Origin of the sequence: Pallidibacillus pasinlerensis (assembly GCF_009996845.1) — a bacterium.
Lineage (GTDB): Bacteria > Bacillota > Bacilli > Bacillales > Caldibacillaceae > Pallidibacillus > Pallidibacillus pasinlerensis.
Genome location: NZ_JAACYS010000063.1, coordinates 1 through 19,866 on the forward strand (window position 1 = coordinate 1; position 19,866 = coordinate 19,866).

The window sequence follows — 19,866 nt, forward strand, 5'->3', positions numbered from 1 at the left end:
TCCGGAACTACAAACTTTTTCGTTTGGTCTTGCTTTTTTTCTTTTAGTCATTTTTATTATTTATGGAGGATTTCGGACGATTGTCGGTTTTTCAGTATTTTCCCTATTCATACTTTTATTTATCATTCCATTATTTTTATACACAATTCCTTATGCAAAACCTTTATACTTATCCCCCATTTTAAGTCATTCACCAGGTGAAATTTTCAACGGTGTTGTTCGGATGACTTATTCTTTTTTAGGATTTGAAATAATCTTATTTATTTTCCCGTTTTTAAAAGCACCGAAAAAATCAAAAAAATGGGCGTTTTATGGGTTACTATTTACCACATGTTTTTACACATATTTAGCAATATTAACGTATATGTATTTTCCGGAAAAAGGACTAGAAAAAATAATTTGGGCAAGCTTACAAATGTGGAAAATTATTGAGATGCCTTTTGTGGAACGGTTTGAATATATCGGAATCGCAGCTTGGTTTATCATTATTTTGCCGAATGTTTGTTATTATCTCTGGATTTCTAGCCGTTTATTTAAACAAAGTTTTTCCGTAAGACAAAAGGTCACAGTACCAATTTTTGCATGTCTTTGTCTAATTGCGATGAGTTTATTTACGAACCGAAATCAAATTAACATGTTAATAGATACAACTGCAAAAGCGGGTTTGTATCTAACTTATATATATTTACCCATTCTTTTTATACTCGTCCTCATTGCTAGGAAGGTGAAAAAACGTGCATAACCGAATCGTTTCTTTCGTAATCGTAATAGGAATTGTATTTATTCTTAGTGGGTGTGTGGAGACGAGAATTTTAGATGAACTGTCAATCGCACATGGTATTGGCTTTGACTTAGCTGACGACGGGAAAATTATCGGTACGGTTGTTATACCTGTATATCAAAAGGATGGACCACCAGAAAATAATGTTGTTTCAGGGAAAGCAGAAATAAAGAAATCGATTTTACAAGAATTGCAACAAACATTACCGACACCCATTACGACAGGGAGTTTGGAGGTTTTATTATTTGGTGAAAAATTAGCGAAAGAAGAAGGAATTTTAGATTTAATAGACCCATTTCAACGGGATCCAACCGTTGGTACAACGATGCGTATAGCAGTTGTTGAAGGTGAAGTAAAGGATTTTTTTGACGGTAATTATGGTGTTCGAGGAAATGCCTATTATATTTCAAACCTTATAAAAACGGGAGTTGAAGATGGAAACTTGCCAGAAACGAACTTCCATCGCTTTTCATCGGACTTTGAAAGTGTCAGTAAAACACCGTACGTTCCAATTTAAAAAAAAGAAGGGAAAGAGGAAATTGATGTAAAGGGTGTTGGTTTTTTCAGTTATGGAAAAATAGTACATCAAATCCCGATGAACGATTCCTTTTTCTTTAAATTATTAGTCGATAAACATAGTCACGGCTGGCAAGATGTGAAAGCTGATGGTCAAATGGCCTCTATCCAAAGTATTGATTCGAAACATAAATTTCGATTAACAAAGCCTACGCCTCCCTATGAGGTAATTGTGGAAATAAATTTAAAGGGTATTGTAAATGAATATACGGGTGGAAAAATTTTACCGGAGACTTTTAAAATGTTGGAAAAGGCCTTTGAAAAGGAAATTAACGAAGAATGTTTAAAGTTAATTGAAAAATTTAAAGAACTTGATATTGATCCAATTGGTTTTGGGAGTTTTATCACATCAAAAGACCGTAAATTCGATTATGAAAAGTGGCACGATGGTGGTTATAAAGACTTGACAGTTAAAGTTAAGGCAAATGTTGAAATAGAGGAAGTTGGGATTATTGAGTAAGAGCATCTAAAAAATCTGTATGTTGGCTAATACTTTTGAGAGACGAGACAATCCATTAACTGGGTTGTCCTTTTTTGTTTCGCTCAAAAATAAGAAAATATAATAAAAAGGTTATTGACAAAGTTGGATTTGGACATTAAACTTGTACGTAAGTATAAAAGTTTACCTAATGAAACTTTTGAGGGGGAGTGCAAGAAAATGGGGGAATTAATTAAGAAATCTTTTTTGACAGTCTTTTTATTATTTAGTTTGTTTTTAGCTTCTTGTAGTGACAGCAGTTCTATTCAACCAAGTTCGAACGAAGGAAAAATCAAGATTGTTACAACGATTGCCCAAATTGGTGATCCATTATCGGTAATTGGTGGCGACCGTGTTGAAGTGGAAAGTTTAATGGGGCCATCAGTTGATCCACATTTATACAATGCGACCCATAGTGATATAACAACGATTGAAAAGGCAGATTTGATTTTTTATAACGGATTAAACTTAGAAGCAAATATGGTTGAAATTTTTAATGAAATAGGTAAAACGAAACCAGTTTTAGCAGTAGGTGAAACAATCCCTGAAAATCTTCTTTTGTATGATGAAGAAAACAATATTGACCCACATCTTTGGTTTGATATTGATTTATGGAAACAGGCCATTGAAGCGGCGGTCGAGGAGTTAAAGGAATACGCTCCAGATGAAGCAGAGTTTTTTGAAGAGAACAAACAGGCGTATTTTGCTGAACTAGATGAATTGAAAAAAGAAGCGGAGAAATTGCTTGAAATTCCAGAGAGTAAAAGGATACTAGTGACTGCACATGATGCTTTCGGCTATTTTGGTAACGCATATGATATGAAAGTAGTCGGATTACAGGGATTAAGTACAGATAGTGAAATCGGAGTTTCCGATATACAGGAAACGATTGATATCGTTGCAGAGTATCAAGTTCCTGCAGTTTTTGTAGAAAGTAGTATTAGTGAAGATTCGATAAATGCTGTAATTGAAGGAGCGAAAAGTAAAGGAATTGACTTGGCTCTTGGTGGGGAACTATTTTCTGATGCGATGGGTGAAGCAGAAACGGAAGAAGGAACATATATTGGGATGTATCGGCATAACGTCAATACGATTTATGAGGCACTAATGGGAGGTGAAGAATAGTGGAAAATAGTGTACTTCAAGTTGAAGGCTTATCCGCTGCATATCGGAAAAATACTGTTTTAGATGATGTGAATTTTTCGATTGAAGCAGGAACCTTGACTGGTATTGTCGGTCCGAACGGCGCAGGAAAATCAACTTTAATTAAATCGGTATTAAATTTACATCCGAAATTAACTGGAACGGTGAAATTTTTCGGAACAGATTTAAAAGCGGTAAAAAAACGGATCGGTTACGTGCCCCAGCGAGGGTCCGTTGATTGGGATTTTCCAACGAATGCTTTAGATGTTGTGCTAATGGGATTGTATGGAAAAATTGGTTGGCTAAAATGGCCGACAAATCGTGATAAACAAAAGGCGATGGAAGCTCTGGAAAAAGTGGGGATGGCAGATTATGCAAAACGGCAAATTAGTCAATTATCCGGTGGTCAGCAACAACGGGTGTTTTTAGCGAGAGCATTAGTACAAGATGCAGATTTATATTTTATGGATGAACCGTTAGCTGGAGTTGATGCGGCTACAGAACGGGCTATTATGACGATTTTAAAAGAATTAAAGCAAGCAGGAAAAACCGTTTTAGTAGTTCACCATGATTTACAAACGGTAACCGATTATTTTGATCATGTATTATTTTTAAACCGAACCGTTATGGCGTATGGAAAAACGGAGGAGATTTTTACAAAGGAAAATATTGCAAAAACGTACGGGGGCAGTATTCTTGGCTTACGAGAGGAGAATGGTCATGTTATCATTACTCGCAAATAGTAATTTGCAATGGGTGCTGTTTAGTACGATGATTTTAGGAGTGGCTGCAGGGACAATCGGTTGCCTTGCTTATTGGAAAAAACAAAGTTTAATGAGTGATTCTTTAGCTCACGCTGCTTTACCTGGTGTTGTAATCGCTTATATGATTATTGAAACGAAGGACTTGTTTTTATTAATTATTGGTGCAGCTGTTAGTGCGTTAATTGGAGCCTTTTTTATCCAAACGATTCAATCGTTAACGAGAATTACGGAAGATACGGCAATGGGCATGATTTTATCCGTTTTCTTCGGATTAGGAATTATGTTATTAACGATTGTGAATCGAACGGCTGGTGGTAACCAAAGTGGCTTAAATAACTTCATCTTCGGTCAGGCCGCTGCAATGATTCGCTCCGATGTATTTACGATGCTCTTATTAGCTTGCGTAGTCATTTTAATTGTTGTAATTGGGTTTAAAGAGTGGAAAATTTATTTATTTGACCCGGATTTTGCAAAAGGTTTAGGAATCTCCATACCATTTATGAATGGTTTATATACGGTACTTTTAGTTACGACCGTCGTCATTGGGATACAAGCGGTTGGTGTTATATTAATTGCCGCACTTATGATTATTCCAGCCGTTAGTGCCCATTATTGGACCCATTCGTTTAAAGTGATGGTTTTACTATCTGCAATTATTGGTGGAGTTTCTGGCGCATTGGGGACGTATATAAGTGCATTAGGAAGTGGCTGGCCGACGGGACCGTTTATCGTAGTAACGGCAGCAGTCATGTTTTTAATTTCGTTATGTATCGGTAAAGAGCGGGGGCTACTCATTCGCTATATGCAGTATAAAAAACAACAGCGGATGTATGTGCAACAAAGAATACCTGTTCAATTTAAGACAAGGGAGGCAGAAAAATGACATATAGTTTATGGATTATTTTAACTGCCTCCTTAGTTGGGGTAACGTGTGGTATTATCGGTGTGTTTCTCATTTTACGAAAGATGGCGATGATGGCGGATGCCATTAGCCATACAGTTCTATTAGGTATTGTGCTTGCCTTTATTATTACACAACAAGTATCTGGAACACCGATGTTAATTGGCGCGATTATTGCTGGATTGTTGACGGCTTTGTTCGTGCAATGGTTGCATTCATTAGGGTTACAACAACATGCAGCCATGGGGATTGTGTTTACAACTCTGTTTGCTATAGGTGTTATCTTAATTTCGACTTCAGTTGGCAATGCTCACCTAGATGTACAACATGCACTAATGGGAGAAATAACGTTTATTCCTTGGGACCGCATCACGTTGCCGATTGTCGGTGAAGTTCCCCGGGCAACAGCACTGTTAGCCTTCGTATTTGTTATTGTAATCGTGTTTATCGTTGTTTTTTATAAAGAATGGAAAATTACAACCTTTGATCCAGCGTTAGCAGCAAGTTTAGGAATCCCAGTACTTGTTATGCATTATTTGTTTATGGGTTTTGTCTCGGTAACAACGGTTGCATCCTTTGATGCGGTGGGGGCAATTATGGTTGTAGCAATGCTTATTACACCGGCAGCTTCGGCTTACCTTTGGACGGACCGATTATCAGTCATGATTTTGTTAAGCGGTGGGTTTGGTGTCTTATCTGCAATTGTTGGATATTATATCGCTGCTTGGGTTGATACATCGATATCGGGATCAATGGCCTTTGCAACGGGATTAGTTTTTGTAGTGAGTTTTATTTGTTCACCAAAACACGGGTTAGTTTCGAAGCTGTGGAGGCCTAAAGCTGGATATTCAGTTATGGAGGAAAAGTAAATCATTGTGTGTCACTTGCAACCCAGTGTAGTTGATAAACACTGGGTTATTATTGTTTTAGAATGTTTATAAATCTATGCAAAATGACATGTCCCAATAACGTCTCGTTCTAAAATTATGATAATATTAAATTGTCAACAAATGTAAATGGAGTGATTGTGATGTACTCAAAAATTTTTAGAGAAATTGTAGATATTATGCATCATGATTATGCCGGCATTTTAGATAAAAAAGGATGGGATCATCCGAAAGATTATGAGAGAAAAATAAAAAGATTAGAACGCGAAAAAGCGCTCAATCCAACTTTATTTACTGAAATTGTGAACGACTATTTACTCGATTTTAAAGACCCACATATTTATTTTAAACTAAAAGCAACTGAAACGAATAAAGAGTATGATACTGGCTTTACAGTTAGAAGATTTGAAAATCGTTTATATGTAACCGCCGTCACAAAAGAAGAACGTTTAAACGTCGGTGATGAAATTATTTCCCTAGACTATATTCCAATCGACATCCTTATTAATAAGCATCGTCGTGAGTTAGTCGAGGAAGATGCGGAGCGGGAAGATTGGCGGGAGATTTTAAAAAAGTATTACCAATGTGAAGTCCGCAAAAAAGATGGTACGATTATATCCCTAGAATTAAAAAAATATGAAAAAGCGCCTTACACCCCTACATATAAAATTGAAAAATATAATGAAACAACACTTTTATTAACGTTTACTGATTTTGATGATCCTGATGCGATTATTAAACTATTAAACAATCATGAAGAAGAACTTACAAAATATGAAAATTGGATTATTGATATCCGAACAAATCATGGCGGAAGTGATGTTGCATTTCATCCATTAGTTCCGTACTTATTCCCAGAAGGTGAAAAGAAAATTGATTTAAGTGAAAAATACGCAATGACATTTAATTGTACTGAGAATAATTATGAACGGTTAAAAGCTCTTTTTACAAAAGAAATGGAAACTATCGAGGATGAAAGGGCAAAACAATCGATTCAAAATTACTTAGACCAATTCGAGAAAAATAAAGGAAAAGGATTTGTGGAATTGTTTCCGAATGAGCCAGAGGTTTTTGAGGGGAAAAGTTTTCCAAAACAAGTTGTTGTGTTAATCGATCGCTTTTGTGGCAGCTCCGGTGAAATATTTGCCGATGTATGTAAACTTTCTGATAAAGTGACACTCATTGGTCGACCAACATACGGAATGAATGGTTATGCAAATTTAACTTGTGCCGAATGGAAAGATTTATTTGAGCTATATTATCCGACATCCCGTCTAAATTCTATGGATGAAGGAAAAACATTATTAGATGTTGCTGTTCATCCGGATGTATATATCCCATGGACACCGGAGCATTTAGAAAAAGATATCGATTTACTTGAGGCTGAAAAGCAATTTACAAAAACAGAGAAATAGAGGCGATGATTTTGGAATTATGGGACCTTCTCGATCGGAATCGAAATAAGATTGATAAAACGCACGAGCGGGGGAAACCACTACCTGAAGGATATTATCATTTACTTGTGTACATCATTGTTCAAAATGATAAAGGAGAAATACTCTTATCTAAAAGGCATCCGAATAAAGTATTTGGAAATCTTTGGGAGTGTACTGGAGGGTCTGCTTTAGCAGGGGAAGATAGTTTACAAGCTGCACTTCGCGAGGTTAAGGAAGAAGTTGGTCTCGATTTAGCTTCAATTGATGGGAAAATTATTTTCCAAGAAACGAGAGAAAATCCCCCAGCTCACTTTGACTATTGGTTATTTCAGGCGAATGCTGCGATAGAAGATTTAACTTTTCAAAATGATGAAGTTATTGATGCTAAATGGGTGACGAGGGAAGCATTTGAAAAAATGGTTAAAAAAAAGAAGTGGTCCCAACGGCAGTGAATTATTTTCAATTAATAGAACAATATTTCAAGAATGAAATAGACTCAGTCATAGAATAGTAAATTAAAAATAGAGCAACCGTTCATGGAAGCTCTATTTTTTTTCGCCCGATAACCCATATAAAAACAGCTTCATCAACTCTTCTGTATAAGGTAATATTTGTTCTGCGCTTGTGTTTTGGGAAAAAATTCTAAACATTTGTAAATACATTAAAATAACTTCATTCGAAAAATTTTTATCAACGTAACCTAATTTTTTTCCTTCTTCAAATAAAGCGAGGGTATGAGGAATTAATTCTTCGTTGTACAATCGGTTAAAGTTTTCATCAGTTGCGTATATTTGCATAATAAAGTCATGAAATTCGTTATTTATTTTCGTTGCAATTTGTTTTTTATCAAAAATAATACTTTTTAATTTTTCTGTATAAGGAATTGAAGGGTTTATTAATATTTGCTTTTGAGCATGCCAAACATTTTCAGTGTAATACATGACTGTATCGTATGCTAACTGATCTTTACTACCAAAATAATTATAAATCGTCACTTGTGAAACATCCGCTTTTTTAGCAATTTCAGATATGGAAACTTTTTGGACTCCATGCTCCATAAAAAGCTCCAAAGCTGCTTCTAATATCCCTTTTTTCTTCAATTCTCTCCGTCGTTGAAAACCGTCCATCATGTTCACCTCACCAATAGTTTAATGAAATTTATGAAATAAAACAATAAAAAAATTTCATAATTATATTGTCAGCGACTAAATTTAAGTATATTATGAAATATATAAGGGTAAATATTTCAAAACTTTTTTGGAAGACCTTAAGAACACGTTCAAATTTCGTTTAAAAATGATAAAGACGATACTATACACTGAAAGGAGAGGAACGGTGTGGCAGTAATAAAAACGATTAATCTAACGAAAAGATTTGGAAATTTCACCGCCTTAGATGGGGTGAATATTACAGTTGGTGAAGGGGAAGTTTATGGCTTTATTGGGCCAAACGGAGCGGGGAAGTCAACCACAATCCGCACTCTTTTAGGTATGTTAAAAGCAACTTCCGGTGAAGCACAAATATTTGGTAAAGACGTATGGAAAGATGCGGTGGACATCCATAAACGGATTGCTTATGTACCGGGGGATGTAAACCTTTGGCCAAACTTAACCGGAGGCGAGGTAATTGATCTATTCTTAAAAATGAAAGGAGAAATTAATAAAGCTCGTCGGGATGAACTCATCGAACGATTCAAACTTGACCCAACGAAAAAATGTCGCTCTTACTCGAAAGGAAATCGACAAAAAGTTGCCCTTGTTGCAGCCTTTGCTTCAGATGCCGATTTATATATTTTAGACGAACCGACATCTGGTCTCGATCCGTTAATGGAACATATTTTCCAAGAAAGTGTACGTGAAGTTAAAAATGAAGGGAAAACAGTTTTCCTATCCAGCCATATTTTATCGGAAGTAGAAAAGCTTTGTGATAAAGTAGCGATTATTAGACAGGGAAAAATTATCGATGACGGCTCATTACAGGAAATGCGTCATTTAACGAGAAATAAAATGACGGTTCAAACGAAAGAACCAATCACTGAATTAGAAAAATTACCTGGTGTTCATAATATCGAAAAGGAAAATGGGGACATCTCATTTCATGTTGATACGGATCAGCTGGATACTGTAATTCGTCACATCTCTTCATTTGGAATTATTAAGCTAGAAAGTGCACCACCGACATTGGAAGATTTGTTTATGCGACATTATGAAGGGACAGCTGACTTGAATCAAGGCGGAGGTGCTCGCTAATGTTTGCACAATCCTTTAAAGGAACAGGAGCTCTTACGAAACTAATGCTTCGTCAAAACCGGTTGAAAATATTGATTTGGCTTCTTTGTTTAGTAGGAATTACTCTTGGTACAGCAGCGACGTATCCAGAAGTATATCAAACGGAAGAAGATGTGATGGCCTTTGCGCTAACAATGGATAATCCGGCAATGGAAGCAATGATTGGTCCTGGATATGAGTTGGAACAGCATAATACGGCGACGATTTTTGCGAATGAAATGTTATTATTTACGATTATAGCTGTCGCAGTGATGAATATTTTACTTATTGGTCGTTCTACAAGAGCGGATGAAGAAGAGGGACAAATGGAGCTTGTACGCTCATTACCAGTCGGACGTTTATCATATTTAACGGCAAGCTTCAATCTGGCACTAATCATTAATACTTTACTGTTCATATTTGTTGGTTTTGGTTTATATGGTATGAATCTTAACGGTATGAATTTAGAAGGTGCATTGTTATATGGAGGAATTTTAGCAGTTGCTGGATTAATGTTTGCTAGTTTTACTGCCCTTTTTGCCCAATTAGCTGAAACATCGAGGGGGACAATAGGGTTAACCTTTGGAGTATTAATTGCTGCTTATTTAATTCGTGCCTTTGGTGATACATCTATTGAAGGTTTAGCCTATATTTCACCATTAGGATGGGTAGTTCGCACAGAAGTATTTGCGGATAATCATTGGTGGCCAGTCATCCTTTCCATTGTATTATTCGTTGTTTTAACAGTTATAACGTTTTACTTAAACAATATTCGTGATATGGGAGCAGGTTTTATACCTGAGCGAAAAGGGCGAGCCAACGCATCAAGAACACTTTTATCTCCGTTAGGCCTTGCATTTCGATTAGAAAAAATCACGATTTATTCATGGGGAAGCATTTTATTTTTATTAAGTGCTGCCTTTGGTGCGATTCTTGGCGAATTAGAAACATATTTTGCAGATATGGAAATTTTACAAGTGTATTTACAAAGTATGCCAGGAACAACGATGGCTGATCAGTTCGTTTCTTTAATAATTGCAATCATGTCCCTAATTAGTGTCATCCCGGTTATTACCATTGCTTTAAAAATAAAAAGTGAAGAAAGACAAAATCGAACAGAATTAGTTTATAGTCGGCCTGTATCAAGAAAAAAATATTATGGTGGCTATATTTTGCTTTCTGTGTTATCAAGTATATTTTTCCAATTGCTAATTGCCTTTGGACTTTGGATAGCGGGACAGTCGGTTATGGAAAATGCCCTCGCAATTGATTCGACATTCTCATCAGCCCTCGTCTATTTACCTGCGATGTGGTTCGTGATGGGGATTACCGTCTTTTTCGTTGGCTTCAAGCCAAAACTGACAGGAATCGTCTGGTTGTATTTTGCCTTTTGTTTAATTGTTGTTTATTTAGGAGATTTGCTAAAACTACCGGATTGGATGAACAATATTTCTGTTTACAATCATATCCCACTCATACCAGGGGAAGAGGTAAATTGGCTGACAATGGGCACTCTATTTGGCTTAGCGCTCCTTGTAAATGTGTTCGGACTTATTGCATATCGAAATCGCGATATAGTTGGATAATGTTTTAAGATAGTCATCCGTTCGGGTGACTATTTCTATTCGTTTGCCCAATATAGAATTAGTTTTAAGTGAAAACAGATTGTCTTTCCAATTTTTTTATGTTAAATTTAACTATATGTAGATGTAGACCGTATGGGAGGTTAAGGTTTTGCAAACACTGTTGACTGTATTACTAATTATAGATTGTCTTGCACTTGTAGCAGTTGTATTACTTCAGTCAGGTAAAAGCGCGGGATTATCCGGTTCTATCGCTGGTGGAGCGGAGCAACTATTCGGCAAACAAAAAGCACGTGGAATTGATGCAATTCTTGAACGTACTACGGTAGTTTTAGCAAGTGTATTCTTTATTTTAACAATATTATTGGCATACTTTGTTTAAAAAGAAGATCCTGGCCACATATGGTCAGGTTTTTTCTTTTTCACTTAATTGTATAATATGATACTTTTTTGTTGCAAAAAGATTGTGCACTTGTCAACAATAGTATTGCGGTAAAATGTTAAAATTTTACAACTCACTGCTGTTTTTGTAAGCTGAAATAAGGGTATATTTAAGTAATATGTAAAAAATACAACTAATTGTACGTTGAGAGAGGAAGATAGGAATGAAAATTACGCCACCAAAACCGTTTACCTTTAAAAGAGGGAAACGTGCGGTATTATTACTGCATGGATTCACAGGAAATAGTGCGGATGTACGCATGCTTGGGCGATTTTTAGAAAAAGAAGGTTATACATGTCATGCACCAATTTATCGTGGTCATGGTTTAGAACCGGAGGAATTATTGAAATATCGCCCTGATGATTGGTGGGAAGATGTGCAAAAAGCGTATCAAGAGTTAAAAGAGATGGGACATGATGAAATTGCGGTTGCGGGCCTTTCTTTAGGTGGTGTTTTTTCACTAAAGTTAGGTTATTCTGTTCCAGTTAAAGGAATTGTACCGATGTGTGCTCCAATGCATTTGAAATCAGATGATGCTTTATACAAAGGTGTATTAGCTTTTGCCAGGGATTATAAGAAAAAAGAAGGAAAATCACTGGAACAAATTGAAAAAGAAATGGATGAATTTGACTCAGCAGATTTAAAAGATCTTTTAGCACATAATCAAAAGTTATTAGATGAAGTAAGAAACAATATTGATATGATATATGCGCCAATTTTTGTTGTGCAAGCGAGAAAAGATGAAATGGTAAATATCGAAAGTGCCAATATTATTTACAATAATGTAGAATCAACAGAAAAACAGATAAAATGGTATGAAGAGTCACACCATGTCATTACGATGGATAAAGAAAAAGACGAATTACATAAAGACGTATTAGCGTTTTTAAATAGCTTAAATTGGAAAGAATAAGGGGAATAATAGATTTAGGATGGAAATAGAAAGGAGGGGTTTTATGGAACAGCAACAATTAGTTGAAAAGCTGTTAGATTATATGAAGGAAGAAGCTTACAAACCTCTTACTGTAAGTGAACTTGAAGAAGCGATGGGAATCGAGGATTCCAATCAATTTAAAGATTTTGTAAAAACCCTTGTTTATATGGAAGAAAAAGGGTTAGTAGTCCGGACGAGAAGTAATCGTTACGGTTTACCTGAAAAAATGAGTTTAGTACGTGGACGTCTTTCCGGACATGCGAAAGGATTTGCCTTCGTTGTACCAGAAGAACCAGGTTTAGATGATATTTTTATCCCACCGGGTGAGACGAATAACGCCTTAAACGGAGATATTGTTTTAGCAAAAATAACAAAGGAAAGTTCCGGTGCTCGTCGAGAAGGGACGATCGTTCGAATTTTAGAGCGTGGGGTTAAACAAATCGTCGGTACTTATACAGAAAGTGCCAGCTTCGGATTTGTTATCCCAGATGATAAAAAGTTTAACGGAGATATTTTTATTCCGAAAAATGCTTCGATGGGTGCAGTGGAAGGCCATAAAGTTGTTGTTAAAATAACGGTTTATCCAGAAGGTCGGATGAGTGCAGAAGGTGAAGTTGTGCAAATTCTCGGTCACCGAAACGATCCCGGCGTGGATATATTATCTATTATTTATAAACATGGTCTGCCAATTGAATTTCCTGAAGAAGTGATGGGACATGCACAGTCAGTGCCTGATGAAATTTCTGAAGAGGAAATGAAAGGTCGACGTGATTTACGCAATGAAGTATATGTAACGATTGACGGAGCGGATGCGAAGGACTTGGATGATGCGGTTACCGTTACCCGATTAGATAACGGAAACTTTAAATTAGGTGTATCGATTGCCGATGTAAGCTATTATGTGACTGAAAATAGCCCAATCGATAAAGAAGCTTATGAGCGAGGAACGAGTGTTTATTTAGTGGACCGTGTGATTCCAATGATACCTCATAGGCTATCAAATGGAATTTGTTCGTTAAATCCGAAGGTAGACCGTTTAACTTTAACTTGTGAAATGGAAATTAACGACCGCGGTGTCGTTGTAAGCCACGAAATTTTTGAAAGTGTCATTAAAACGACGGAGCGTATGACGTATTCCGATGTAAATAAAATTTTAGTGGATAAAGACGAAGAGCTTCGCGAAAAATACCGTGAACTTGTGCCGATGTTTGAAGCGATGGAAGAATTAGCGGCGATTTTACGGAAAAAGCGTATGAAACGTGGCGCAATTGATTTTGATTTTAAAGAAGCAAAAGTGTTAGTTGATGAAGATGGTCACCCAACGGATGTTGTTATTCGTGAACGATCAGTGGCAGAACGTTTAATAGAAGAATTTATGTTAGCAGCTAATGAAACTGTAGCCGAACATTTCCATTGGTTAGAGTTGCCGTTTATTTACCGTATTCACGAAAATCCGAAAGAGGATAAGCTCCAACGTTTCTTTGAATTTATTACGAATTTCGGTTTAATTGTGCGTGGAAAGGCAAATACAGTTCATCCACGGGCATTACAAGAAATTATCGAAGCAGTTCAAGGTAAACCGGAAGAAATGGTTGTAAATACCGTTATGCTTCGTTCAATGCAGCAGGCAAAATATTTTGATGAAAATATGGGTCACTTTGGTTTGGCAACCGACTATTATACGCATTTTACTTCGCCAATTAGACGTTATCCAGACTTAGTTGTTCATCGTTTAATTCGGACATATATTATTAAGGGTGAAATCGATCCACAAACTCAAGCAAAATGGAGTGCGCTATTACCTGATATTGCTTATCATACATCAAAAATGGAACGTCGTGCCGTTGATGCGGAACGAGAAACAGATGAACTGAAGAAAACCGAGTATATGGAAGATAAAATTGGTGAAGAATTCGATGGGATTATAAGTTCCGTTACGAACTTTGGGATTTTCGTTGAATTACCAAATACTATTGAAGGTTTAGTCCATGTTAGTTATTTAACGGATGACTATTACCATTATGATGAGCGTCAATATGCGATGATTGGTGAACGAACAGGAAATGTGTTCCGTATTGGTGATGAAATTACAGTGCGTGTCATTGGCGTAAATAAAGAAGAACGTTCTATTGATTTCGAAATTGTCGGGATGAAGGAAAAACGGAAACGGGAGCGGGAAGATCAACCGCGAGTTGTCCATGCTAATCCTGATAAAAAAGGAAAAGCAAAGGAAAACGCAAACGGTGAAAATAGTGAAGGAAGAAAGCCAAGACGGAAAAAGAAATTTTACGAAAATGTACCGAAAACGGTGCGGAAATCGAAGAGAAAATGATTTTTTTAGCCTCTGTTATAGAGGCTTTTCTACTTCTTTTGATTTTTTACAAATAAAGTTTTAGTTTAAAAAATGTTCAAAGGTAGATTGTTGGTCACGTTGTAATGATACCAATTTTTTGTTAAAATTAATGTTTACTAGGGGGGAATTCCATGCCAAAAGGAAGAGGTAAAACAATCGCACAAAATAAAAAAGCTTACCATGATTATTTTATCGAGGATACGTATGAAGCAGGAATTGTTTTACAAGGTACAGAAATAAAATCAATTCGTGCTGGTCGTGTCAATTTACGGGATGCCTTTGCTCGTATTGAGAAGGGTGAAGTGTTTATGTATAACGTTCATATAAGCCCTTATGAGCAAGGAAACCGGTATAATCATGATCCGTTACGCCCACGTAAGTTGTTACTACATCGTCGTGAAATTGATAAGTTATTGGGTGAAACGAAGGAAGCGGGATATTCATTAATTCCGACAAAAATTTATCTTAAAGATGGCTATGCAAAAGTAGAAATAGCTTTAGCAAAAGGTAAAAAGAAATACGATAAACGTGAAGATCTTAAGAAAAAAGAGGCAAAACGTGAAATTGAACGTGCCTTTAAAGAAAGGCAAAGATAAAGATTGTAAATCAAACCAAATCATACCACTTGTCATTTTGTATAAAATGTTGCTATAATAAAGTTGTCGCTGAGGAAGTGACATAAAAACTAAATAGCAGTTAAGCTAATAAATCTATCCTGAACTACCTATTATATTATAATGGGGACGTTACGGATTCGACAGGGGTAGATCGAGCTTAGGCTGCGAGCCGAGTCGGCGAACTCGTCAAAACGCCACGCCAATAATAACTGGCAAATCTAATCAATCTTACGCTTTAGCTGCCTAATAGGCCTTAAGCGGCTCCTCCCTCCATCGCCCGTGTGGTAGGGTCAGGGGTTCATCTTAGCGGGATACGCCGGTTGCCCGCCGTCTGAGGGCGAAGGAAGAGACTAATCAGACTAGCGTTCACAAAGCCTGTCGATAGGCCGAGTGGACTTGCGAAATTGCAATATATCGACTACGCTCGTAGACGCTTAAGTGGCGATACCTCTGGACGTGGGTTCGATTCCCACCGTCTCCACCATACATAATTTGGTGGAATACCCTTAAAAGTTGTGACAGGAACCATAAAATTTCCGTTTGGAAACTTTATGGTTCTTTTTATTTTAGGAAATTATTTGGTTCCAAATGGTTTCAAGATAAAATTCACTATATAATAATGAGAGCCTTAAGACCAAATGGCATTAGGAATTTTTGAATTTAGTTAGAAATTTGTATCATAATTTTTCTAGTGCTTCTTTTAATTTACCAATTTCTTCTTCATTTAAAGTAATACCTTTCCCCATTTTTTCGCGATTTGGCGCCCAATCCCTAATATCATATTTTGGAGATCGACCGTTCCAACTAATAAGGTTAAATTCCTTTTGCCCTTTAGTTGTTTTAGATAAAATAGCAATTTGCTCAATAATTTCATATTTTATTTCAGTCATTTTTAGTTCCCTCTTCTAATAATATTGTTTTTTCTTGTTCATTTAATTTAAAAATATCGCCTAAAAAATCATCAATATCAATTAAATCAAAATTTATATTTGCGAAGTCATCCAATAATATAATAGGTAAGTCTTTTAAAAATGCATTTTTATAAATTAAATATCCATTTGCTTTAGGAACTGAAATTTTTCTATAAATTGATGTAATTATAGTAGAGTTTAAATATTTTAGTAAAAAGGATTCGAATTTTTTGAACTCATCCTTTATTTCCATACCACAAGCACTATCGGTATAAAAACATTCATCAACAAGAACAAAATCATTATGATCATTTACTTCTGAAAATACGAATTTTCTATTTTCAAAATGTGTTCTTTTTCTTGGATTCCATAATTCATACCATTGTTTGTTACTTTTCACAAAATAGCCTCTGCTAAGAAGCAAATCTTTTTTTGATAATAAATATTCATAAAGATTTGGATTTTTCCCTTTTATCTCACTTTCACTAATTAAAATATTTTTTCCTTTTTTGTCTACTAAATATGGGTAAAATAAATAATTATCATTTTCAATCAGTTCTCCATTTCTAATATCTTTTCCTTTATATACTTCTACTAGAAATTTAAAATTAATATTATTTTCTAATATAAAATTTTTATCCAAAATAAATACATCATTATTTCCTGTTACTGGAATGTCAACACTAAACTGTACATATTTTTTAAGGAAAGTCATTGATTCAATGAATGTCATGAAAATTAAACGAGCAGGACTTCGCACAATGGCAAGTATCCAGCGATTTATTGAAGGAAAACTACGACTGAAAGTAAATGAAAAGAAATCAGCGGTCGACCGACCATGGAAACGTAAGTTTCTAGGATTTAGCTTTACCTATCATAAAGAGCCAAAGGTTCGTATTGCAAAAGAAAGCCTTAAACGAATAAAGAATAAAGTTCGTGAAATCACATCACGCAAGATGCCCTACCCGATGGGATATCACATTCAGAAACTGAATCAATATCTAATGGGATGGTGTGGATATTTTGTGTTAGCAGACACCAAATCTATATTCCTTGAATTAGATAAATGGATTCGTAGAATACGGAACCGTACGTACGGTGGTGTGAGAGGACGGGAGTTAATCGCTCCCTCCTACTCGATTATCCCCAAACTTCTTTAGAAATGTCTACAATAAAGCGTAATTTATTCCATTGTTCTTCTTCAGTTAATTTATTTCCATGATGTGTTGATGCAAATCCACATTGTGGGCTCAGGCATAACTGTTCTAATGGTAAATATTTAGAAGCTTCCTCAATTCTTCTAAGAATGAGATCGCGGTCTTCTAATTCACCACGCTTAGAAGTCACTAAACCTAAGACGACTTTAGGACCGCCTTTAGGAATATAACGTAAAGGCTCAAAACCTCCTGAACGCTCATCATCATATTCTAAGAAGAATCCGTCTACTTTTTCTTTAGCAAGTAATTTTTCAGCGATCGGATCATAGCTACCTTCAAATGCCCAGTTTGATTGATAGTTACCACGACATAAATGAGTCGTCACATAAAGATCTTCAGGTTTATCTTCGAGAACACCGTTAACCACTCGTAATGCTAGATCTATGAGTTCTTCTCTTGAAAATTCTCCATCATTAAACGGAATATTAGATGCCGCTAATCCAGCAATATACACATCATCTAATTGTAAGTAGCGAACACCTGCATCATAGAAAGCTTTAATCGCATCACGATAGGCTTGAATAATGTCATTTGCATAATCTTCAATATCAGGATAAATGGTAGCATCACGGATACCTTCATTAAACAATTGGTTTGGGCTTGGGATGGTTTGTTTTGCTATCGCACGACCACCAACGATTTCATTAAACAGTTTAACATCTCGTACATGTGGATGATCTGGGTTAAATGAAATTTTACCGATATTGCGTACATTATATCTTTCAGTTTCTTGATTGCCATGGAAAATATAACCCTTTTCAGGGATGTATCCTTCGATACCATTTAAATGTTCAAGGAAATCTGTGTGCCAGAATCTTCTTCTAAATTCACCGTCTGTTACAGCTTGTAAACCAACTTCAATTTGTTTATCAACGATTCTTGTGATTTCTTCTGTTTCAATGTCATATAATTGTTCGGCTGTGATCACGCCTTCTTGAAAATCTCTTCTTGCTTTATGAATACGTTCAGGACGTAGTAAACTTCCAACATGATCAGCTCTAAAAGGTGCGTTTGTTTTAATTAATGTCATCATCAATCATCTCCCTATAAATTGATAAGTTTAGTTAGATTAATATTGTAATTGAATAAATGCTTTTTCTAAATCGGTAATTAAATCGTCAGCATGTTCTATGCCGACAGAGAATCTTAATAATCGGTTACAGATTCCACGTTTGATACGTTCTTCTTCTGGAATATCTGCATGTGTTTGGGTCGCTGGATATGTGATAAAACTCTCAACGCCACCAAGACTTTCAGCAAATGTAATTAATTGAATCTTTTCTAGAAATGGCGCGATCCATTTCTCCTCTTTTAGTCGAAATGATAGCATTCCACCTAGACCTGGGTACAAAACTTCAGCAACGACAGAACTGTTTTTTAAAAAATCAACCATTTTTTTGGCGTTGTCATCATGTTGTTTCATACGTAAATGCAATGTTTTTAAACCTCTGATCAAGAGCCAAGAATCAATCGGTGAAAGGACAGCTCCGGAACTGTTATGATGGTAAGCTAACTTGGTGCAAATCTCTTCACCTTTGGCGACAACTAGCCCCGCTAGAACATCATTATGACCCCCGATATATTTAGTAGCACTATGGATGACGATATGAGCACCACATTCTAAAGGTCTTTGGAAATAGGGTGTTAAAAAGGTATTATCAACAATCAGTAATAATTGATACTGGTTTGCTAATTGAGCAAACCGTTCAATGTCAATGGTTTTCATTAAAGGGTTTGTCGGTGTTTCAATAAATAGCGCTTTCGTTTTATTGGTAATGTGTTTTTCTATTTCCTCAGGATGATCAAAGGCTGAATAAATGGTTTTAATTTGATATGCATCTTCATACTGCTTAAGTAAGCGATATGTACCACCATAGATGTCATCAGATGCAATCATCTCATCACCAGATTCAAATAATGACAAGACTAATTGAATAGCCGCCATACCAGAGCTACAAGCGAATCCTTGATCACCATTTTCTAATCTTGCAATGCCTTCTTCAAGAATGGTATGTGTTGGATTCTTAGTACGGGTATAATCATAACCAGTCGATAAACCCAGACCTTGATGTTCATATGCTGTTGATAAATAGATCGGTGGATTAATGGCTCCTGTTTTTTGATCACTCTTATTACCTAATTGCACTAATTTTGTCTCTATTTCTTGCATGTAAGGTCACCGCTCCTTTTTGACGAATGCTTAATAGAAACATTTTCGACAGCTTATCCCCTCCCGTTAAGTTTTTTACCGAACGTATGCTAAAGATATTTTAGGAAATAAAAAAAGTCTCTTCCTGAATATAAGAAGAGACTATTAGTCCGTAGATTTTAGTATCTTCTTATCTTCAGCATTACGCTTCTGGAATTGGCACAGTACTAAATAATTAGCCTGTTGCCGAGATTTCATAGGGCCAGTCCCTCCATCTCTCTTGATAAGAATGTTGCTATGAAATTGTTAATAGCAATATTACTGAATAAAAAACTAAATGTCAAGACAGAATTTAATTTTTCAAATTAATTTATAGTTCATTCAAAAGTATGATATATTGAAACCATATGAAATATACATAATGAAC

The 19,866-nt window shown here is 35.9% G+C and carries 20 protein-coding genes, 1 other RNA gene, 1 pseudogene and 1 riboswitch; of the genes and pseudogenes, 17 read left to right on the top strand and 5 right to left on the bottom strand.

What is annotated here, in order from left to right; genetic code table 11:
- From GW534_RS12300 to GW534_RS12340, 9 genes are all read left to right on the top strand, one after another.
- A partial coding sequence (locus tag GW534_RS12300) for a GerAB/ArcD/ProY family transporter (protein WP_161921319.1) occupies window positions 1–742 on the top strand: 742 nt, incomplete at its 5' end.
- A complete protein-coding gene (locus tag GW534_RS12305; protein WP_161921320.1) occupies window positions 735–1,298 on the top strand; it encodes a Ger(x)C family spore germination protein in 564 nt (187 codons plus the stop codon). The genes GW534_RS12300 and GW534_RS12305, both read left to right, overlap by 8 nt.
- Before the next feature lie 21 nt (window positions 1,299–1,319).
- Window positions 1,320–1,817 (top strand): Ger(x)C family spore germination C-terminal domain-containing protein, encoded by a 498-nt coding sequence (locus GW534_RS12310; protein ID WP_161921336.1) that lies wholly within the window; start codon window positions 1,320–1,322, stop codon window positions 1,815–1,817.
- Window positions 1,818–2,015: 198 nt separating this feature from the next.
- On the top strand, window positions 2,016–2,960 hold the full coding sequence (locus tag GW534_RS12315) for a metal ABC transporter solute-binding protein, Zn/Mn family (RefSeq protein WP_161921321.1): 945 nt from the start codon (window positions 2,016–2,018) through the stop codon (window positions 2,958–2,960).
- Window positions 2,960–3,721 carry a metal ABC transporter ATP-binding protein gene (locus GW534_RS12320; RefSeq protein WP_161921322.1) on the top strand — a complete coding sequence of 254 codons (762 nt, stop codon included), beginning with the start codon at window positions 2,960–2,962 and terminating at the stop codon, window positions 3,719–3,721. The genes GW534_RS12315 and GW534_RS12320 overlap by 1 nt, the downstream gene beginning before the upstream one ends.
- Window positions 3,699–4,625, top strand: coding sequence for a metal ABC transporter permease (locus GW534_RS12325; protein ID WP_161921323.1), 927 nt, complete (start codon window positions 3,699–3,701; stop codon window positions 4,623–4,625). Before GW534_RS12320 ends, GW534_RS12325 begins: the two co-directional genes overlap by 23 nt.
- The gene (locus GW534_RS12330; RefSeq protein ID WP_161921324.1) at window positions 4,622–5,512 is read left to right on the top strand and encodes a metal ABC transporter permease; all 891 of its coding nucleotides are present in this window, start codon (window positions 4,622–4,624) and stop codon (window positions 5,510–5,512) included. The genes GW534_RS12325 and GW534_RS12330 overlap by 4 nt, the downstream gene beginning before the upstream one ends.
- A gap of 161 nt (window positions 5,513–5,673) precedes the next feature.
- Entirely contained in the window at window positions 5,674–6,945 is a 1,272-nt protein-coding gene (locus GW534_RS12335; protein ID WP_161921325.1) for a S41 family peptidase, read from the top strand.
- Window positions 6,946–6,956: 11 nt separating this feature from the next.
- Window positions 6,957–7,418: an NUDIX hydrolase gene (locus GW534_RS12340; RefSeq protein ID WP_161921337.1), complete on the top strand. Its 462-nt coding sequence runs from the start codon at window positions 6,957–6,959 to the stop codon at window positions 7,416–7,418.
- A 93-nt stretch (window positions 7,419–7,511) separates the two neighbouring features.
- Here GW534_RS12340 and GW534_RS12345 read toward each other — a convergent pair whose 3' ends face one another.
- The gene (locus GW534_RS12345; protein WP_312854667.1) at window positions 7,512–8,096 is read right to left on the bottom strand and encodes a TetR/AcrR family transcriptional regulator; all 585 of its coding nucleotides are present in this window, start codon (window positions 8,094–8,096) and stop codon (window positions 7,512–7,514) included.
- Between the two features lie 207 nt (window positions 8,097–8,303).
- Here GW534_RS12345 and GW534_RS12350 point away from each other — a divergent pair, with 207 nt between their 5' ends.
- From GW534_RS12350 to ssrA, 7 genes are all read left to right on the top strand, one after another.
- On the top strand, window positions 8,304–9,215 hold the full coding sequence (locus tag GW534_RS12350; protein WP_161921326.1) for an ABC transporter ATP-binding protein: 912 nt from the start codon (window positions 8,304–8,306) through the stop codon (window positions 9,213–9,215).
- On the top strand, window positions 9,215–10,819 hold the full coding sequence (locus tag GW534_RS12355; RefSeq protein WP_161921327.1) for an ABC transporter permease: 1,605 nt from the start codon (window positions 9,215–9,217) through the stop codon (window positions 10,817–10,819). The genes GW534_RS12350 and GW534_RS12355 overlap by 1 nt, the downstream gene beginning before the upstream one ends.
- 148 nt (window positions 10,820–10,967) lie before the next feature.
- Window positions 10,968–11,198 carry a preprotein translocase subunit SecG gene (gene secG / locus GW534_RS12360; protein WP_161921328.1) on the top strand — a complete coding sequence of 77 codons (231 nt, stop codon included), beginning with the start codon at window positions 10,968–10,970 and terminating at the stop codon, window positions 11,196–11,198.
- A 223-nt stretch (window positions 11,199–11,421) separates the two neighbouring features.
- Window positions 11,422–12,171, top strand: a complete 750-nt coding sequence (locus tag GW534_RS12365) for an alpha/beta hydrolase (RefSeq protein WP_161921329.1) — start codon at window positions 11,422–11,424, stop codon at window positions 12,169–12,171.
- 43 nt (window positions 12,172–12,214) lie between these two features.
- Window positions 12,215–14,524: a ribonuclease R gene (gene rnr / locus GW534_RS12370; protein ID WP_161921330.1), complete on the top strand. Its 2,310-nt coding sequence runs from the start codon at window positions 12,215–12,217 to the stop codon at window positions 14,522–14,524.
- A 152-nt stretch (window positions 14,525–14,676) separates the two neighbouring features.
- The gene (gene smpB / locus GW534_RS12375; RefSeq protein WP_161921331.1) at window positions 14,677–15,141 is read left to right on the top strand and encodes an SsrA-binding protein SmpB; all 465 of its coding nucleotides are present in this window, start codon (window positions 14,677–14,679) and stop codon (window positions 15,139–15,141) included.
- A gap of 143 nt (window positions 15,142–15,284) precedes the next feature.
- Window positions 15,285–15,646: a transfer-messenger RNA gene (gene ssrA / locus GW534_RS12380) on the top strand.
- 193 nt (window positions 15,647–15,839) lie between these two features.
- On the opposite strand, the gene GW534_RS12385 is transcribed toward ssrA, so the two are convergent.
- Window positions 15,840–16,052: a YdbC family protein gene (locus GW534_RS12385; RefSeq protein ID WP_161921332.1), complete on the bottom strand. Its 213-nt coding sequence runs from the start codon at window positions 16,050–16,052 to the stop codon at window positions 15,840–15,842.
- Complete coding sequence (locus tag GW534_RS12390; protein WP_161921333.1) at window positions 16,045–16,806, bottom strand: TaqI-like C-terminal specificity domain-containing protein; 762 nt, start codon at window positions 16,804–16,806, stop codon at window positions 16,045–16,047. The genes GW534_RS12385 and GW534_RS12390 overlap by 8 nt, the downstream gene beginning before the upstream one ends.
- Here GW534_RS12390 and GW534_RS12395 point away from each other — a divergent pair.
- A pseudogene (locus tag GW534_RS12395) lies at window positions 16,772–17,152 on the top strand (group II intron maturase-specific domain-containing protein); the annotation flags it as partial. The gene GW534_RS12390 and the pseudogene GW534_RS12395 sit on opposite strands and share 35 nt — an antisense overlap.
- Before the next feature lie 61 nt (window positions 17,153–17,213).
- On the opposite strand, the gene GW534_RS12400 reads toward GW534_RS12395, so the two are convergent.
- Together GW534_RS12400 and GW534_RS12405 are read right to left on the bottom strand one after the other, a co-directional pair.
- Window positions 17,214–18,323 carry a 5-methyltetrahydropteroyltriglutamate--homocysteine S-methyltransferase gene (locus GW534_RS12400; protein ID WP_407670475.1) on the bottom strand — a complete coding sequence of 370 codons (1,110 nt, stop codon included), beginning with the start codon at window positions 18,321–18,323 and terminating at the stop codon, window positions 17,214–17,216.
- Window positions 18,324–18,359: 36 nt separating this feature from the next.
- The gene (locus tag GW534_RS12405) at window positions 18,360–19,460 is read right to left on the bottom strand and encodes a methionine biosynthesis PLP-dependent protein (RefSeq protein WP_161921335.1); all 1,101 of its coding nucleotides are present in this window, start codon (window positions 19,458–19,460) and stop codon (window positions 18,360–18,362) included.
- A gap of 166 nt (window positions 19,461–19,626) precedes the next feature.
- Window positions 19,627–19,729, bottom strand: a riboswitch (SAM riboswitch).
- Between the last annotated feature and the right edge of the window lie 137 nt (window positions 19,730–19,866).

Excerpts from the sequence above, each read along its gene's own strand:
- GW534_RS12315 (WP_161921321.1), top strand. The coding sequence starts at position 2,016 with ATGGGGGAATTAATTAAGAAATCTTTTTTGACAGTCTTTTTATTATTT.
- GW534_RS12325 (WP_161921323.1), top strand. The coding sequence starts at position 3,699 with ATGTTATCATTACTCGCAAATAGTAATTTGCAATGGGTGCTGTTTAGT.
- GW534_RS12330 (WP_161921324.1), top strand. The coding sequence starts at position 4,622 with ATGACATATAGTTTATGGATTATTTTAACTGCCTCCTTAGTTGGGGTA.
- GW534_RS12335 (WP_161921325.1), top strand. The coding sequence starts at position 5,674 with ATGTACTCAAAAATTTTTAGAGAAATTGTAGATATTATGCATCATGAT.
- GW534_RS12345 (WP_312854667.1), bottom strand. The coding sequence starts at position 8,096 with ATGATGGACGGTTTTCAACGACGGAGAGAATTGAAGAAAAAAGGGATA.
- GW534_RS12355 (WP_161921327.1), top strand. The coding sequence starts at position 9,215 with ATGTTTGCACAATCCTTTAAAGGAACAGGAGCTCTTACGAAACTAATG.
- GW534_RS12365 (WP_161921329.1), top strand. The coding sequence starts at position 11,422 with ATGAAAATTACGCCACCAAAACCGTTTACCTTTAAAAGAGGGAAACGT.
- rnr (WP_161921330.1), top strand. The coding sequence starts at position 12,215 with ATGGAACAGCAACAATTAGTTGAAAAGCTGTTAGATTATATGAAGGAA.
- smpB (WP_161921331.1), top strand. The coding sequence starts at position 14,677 with ATGCCAAAAGGAAGAGGTAAAACAATCGCACAAAATAAAAAAGCTTAC.
- GW534_RS12385 (WP_161921332.1), bottom strand. The coding sequence starts at position 16,052 with ATGACTGAAATAAAATATGAAATTATTGAGCAAATTGCTATTTTATCT.
- GW534_RS12390 (WP_161921333.1), bottom strand. The coding sequence starts at position 16,806 with ATGACATTCATTGAATCAATGACTTTCCTTAAAAAATATGTACAGTTT.
- GW534_RS12400 (WP_407670475.1), bottom strand. The coding sequence starts at position 18,323 with ATGATGACATTAATTAAAACAAACGCACCTTTTAGAGCTGATCATGTT.
- GW534_RS12405 (WP_161921335.1), bottom strand. The coding sequence starts at position 19,460 with ATGCAAGAAATAGAGACAAAATTAGTGCAATTAGGTAATAAGAGTGAT.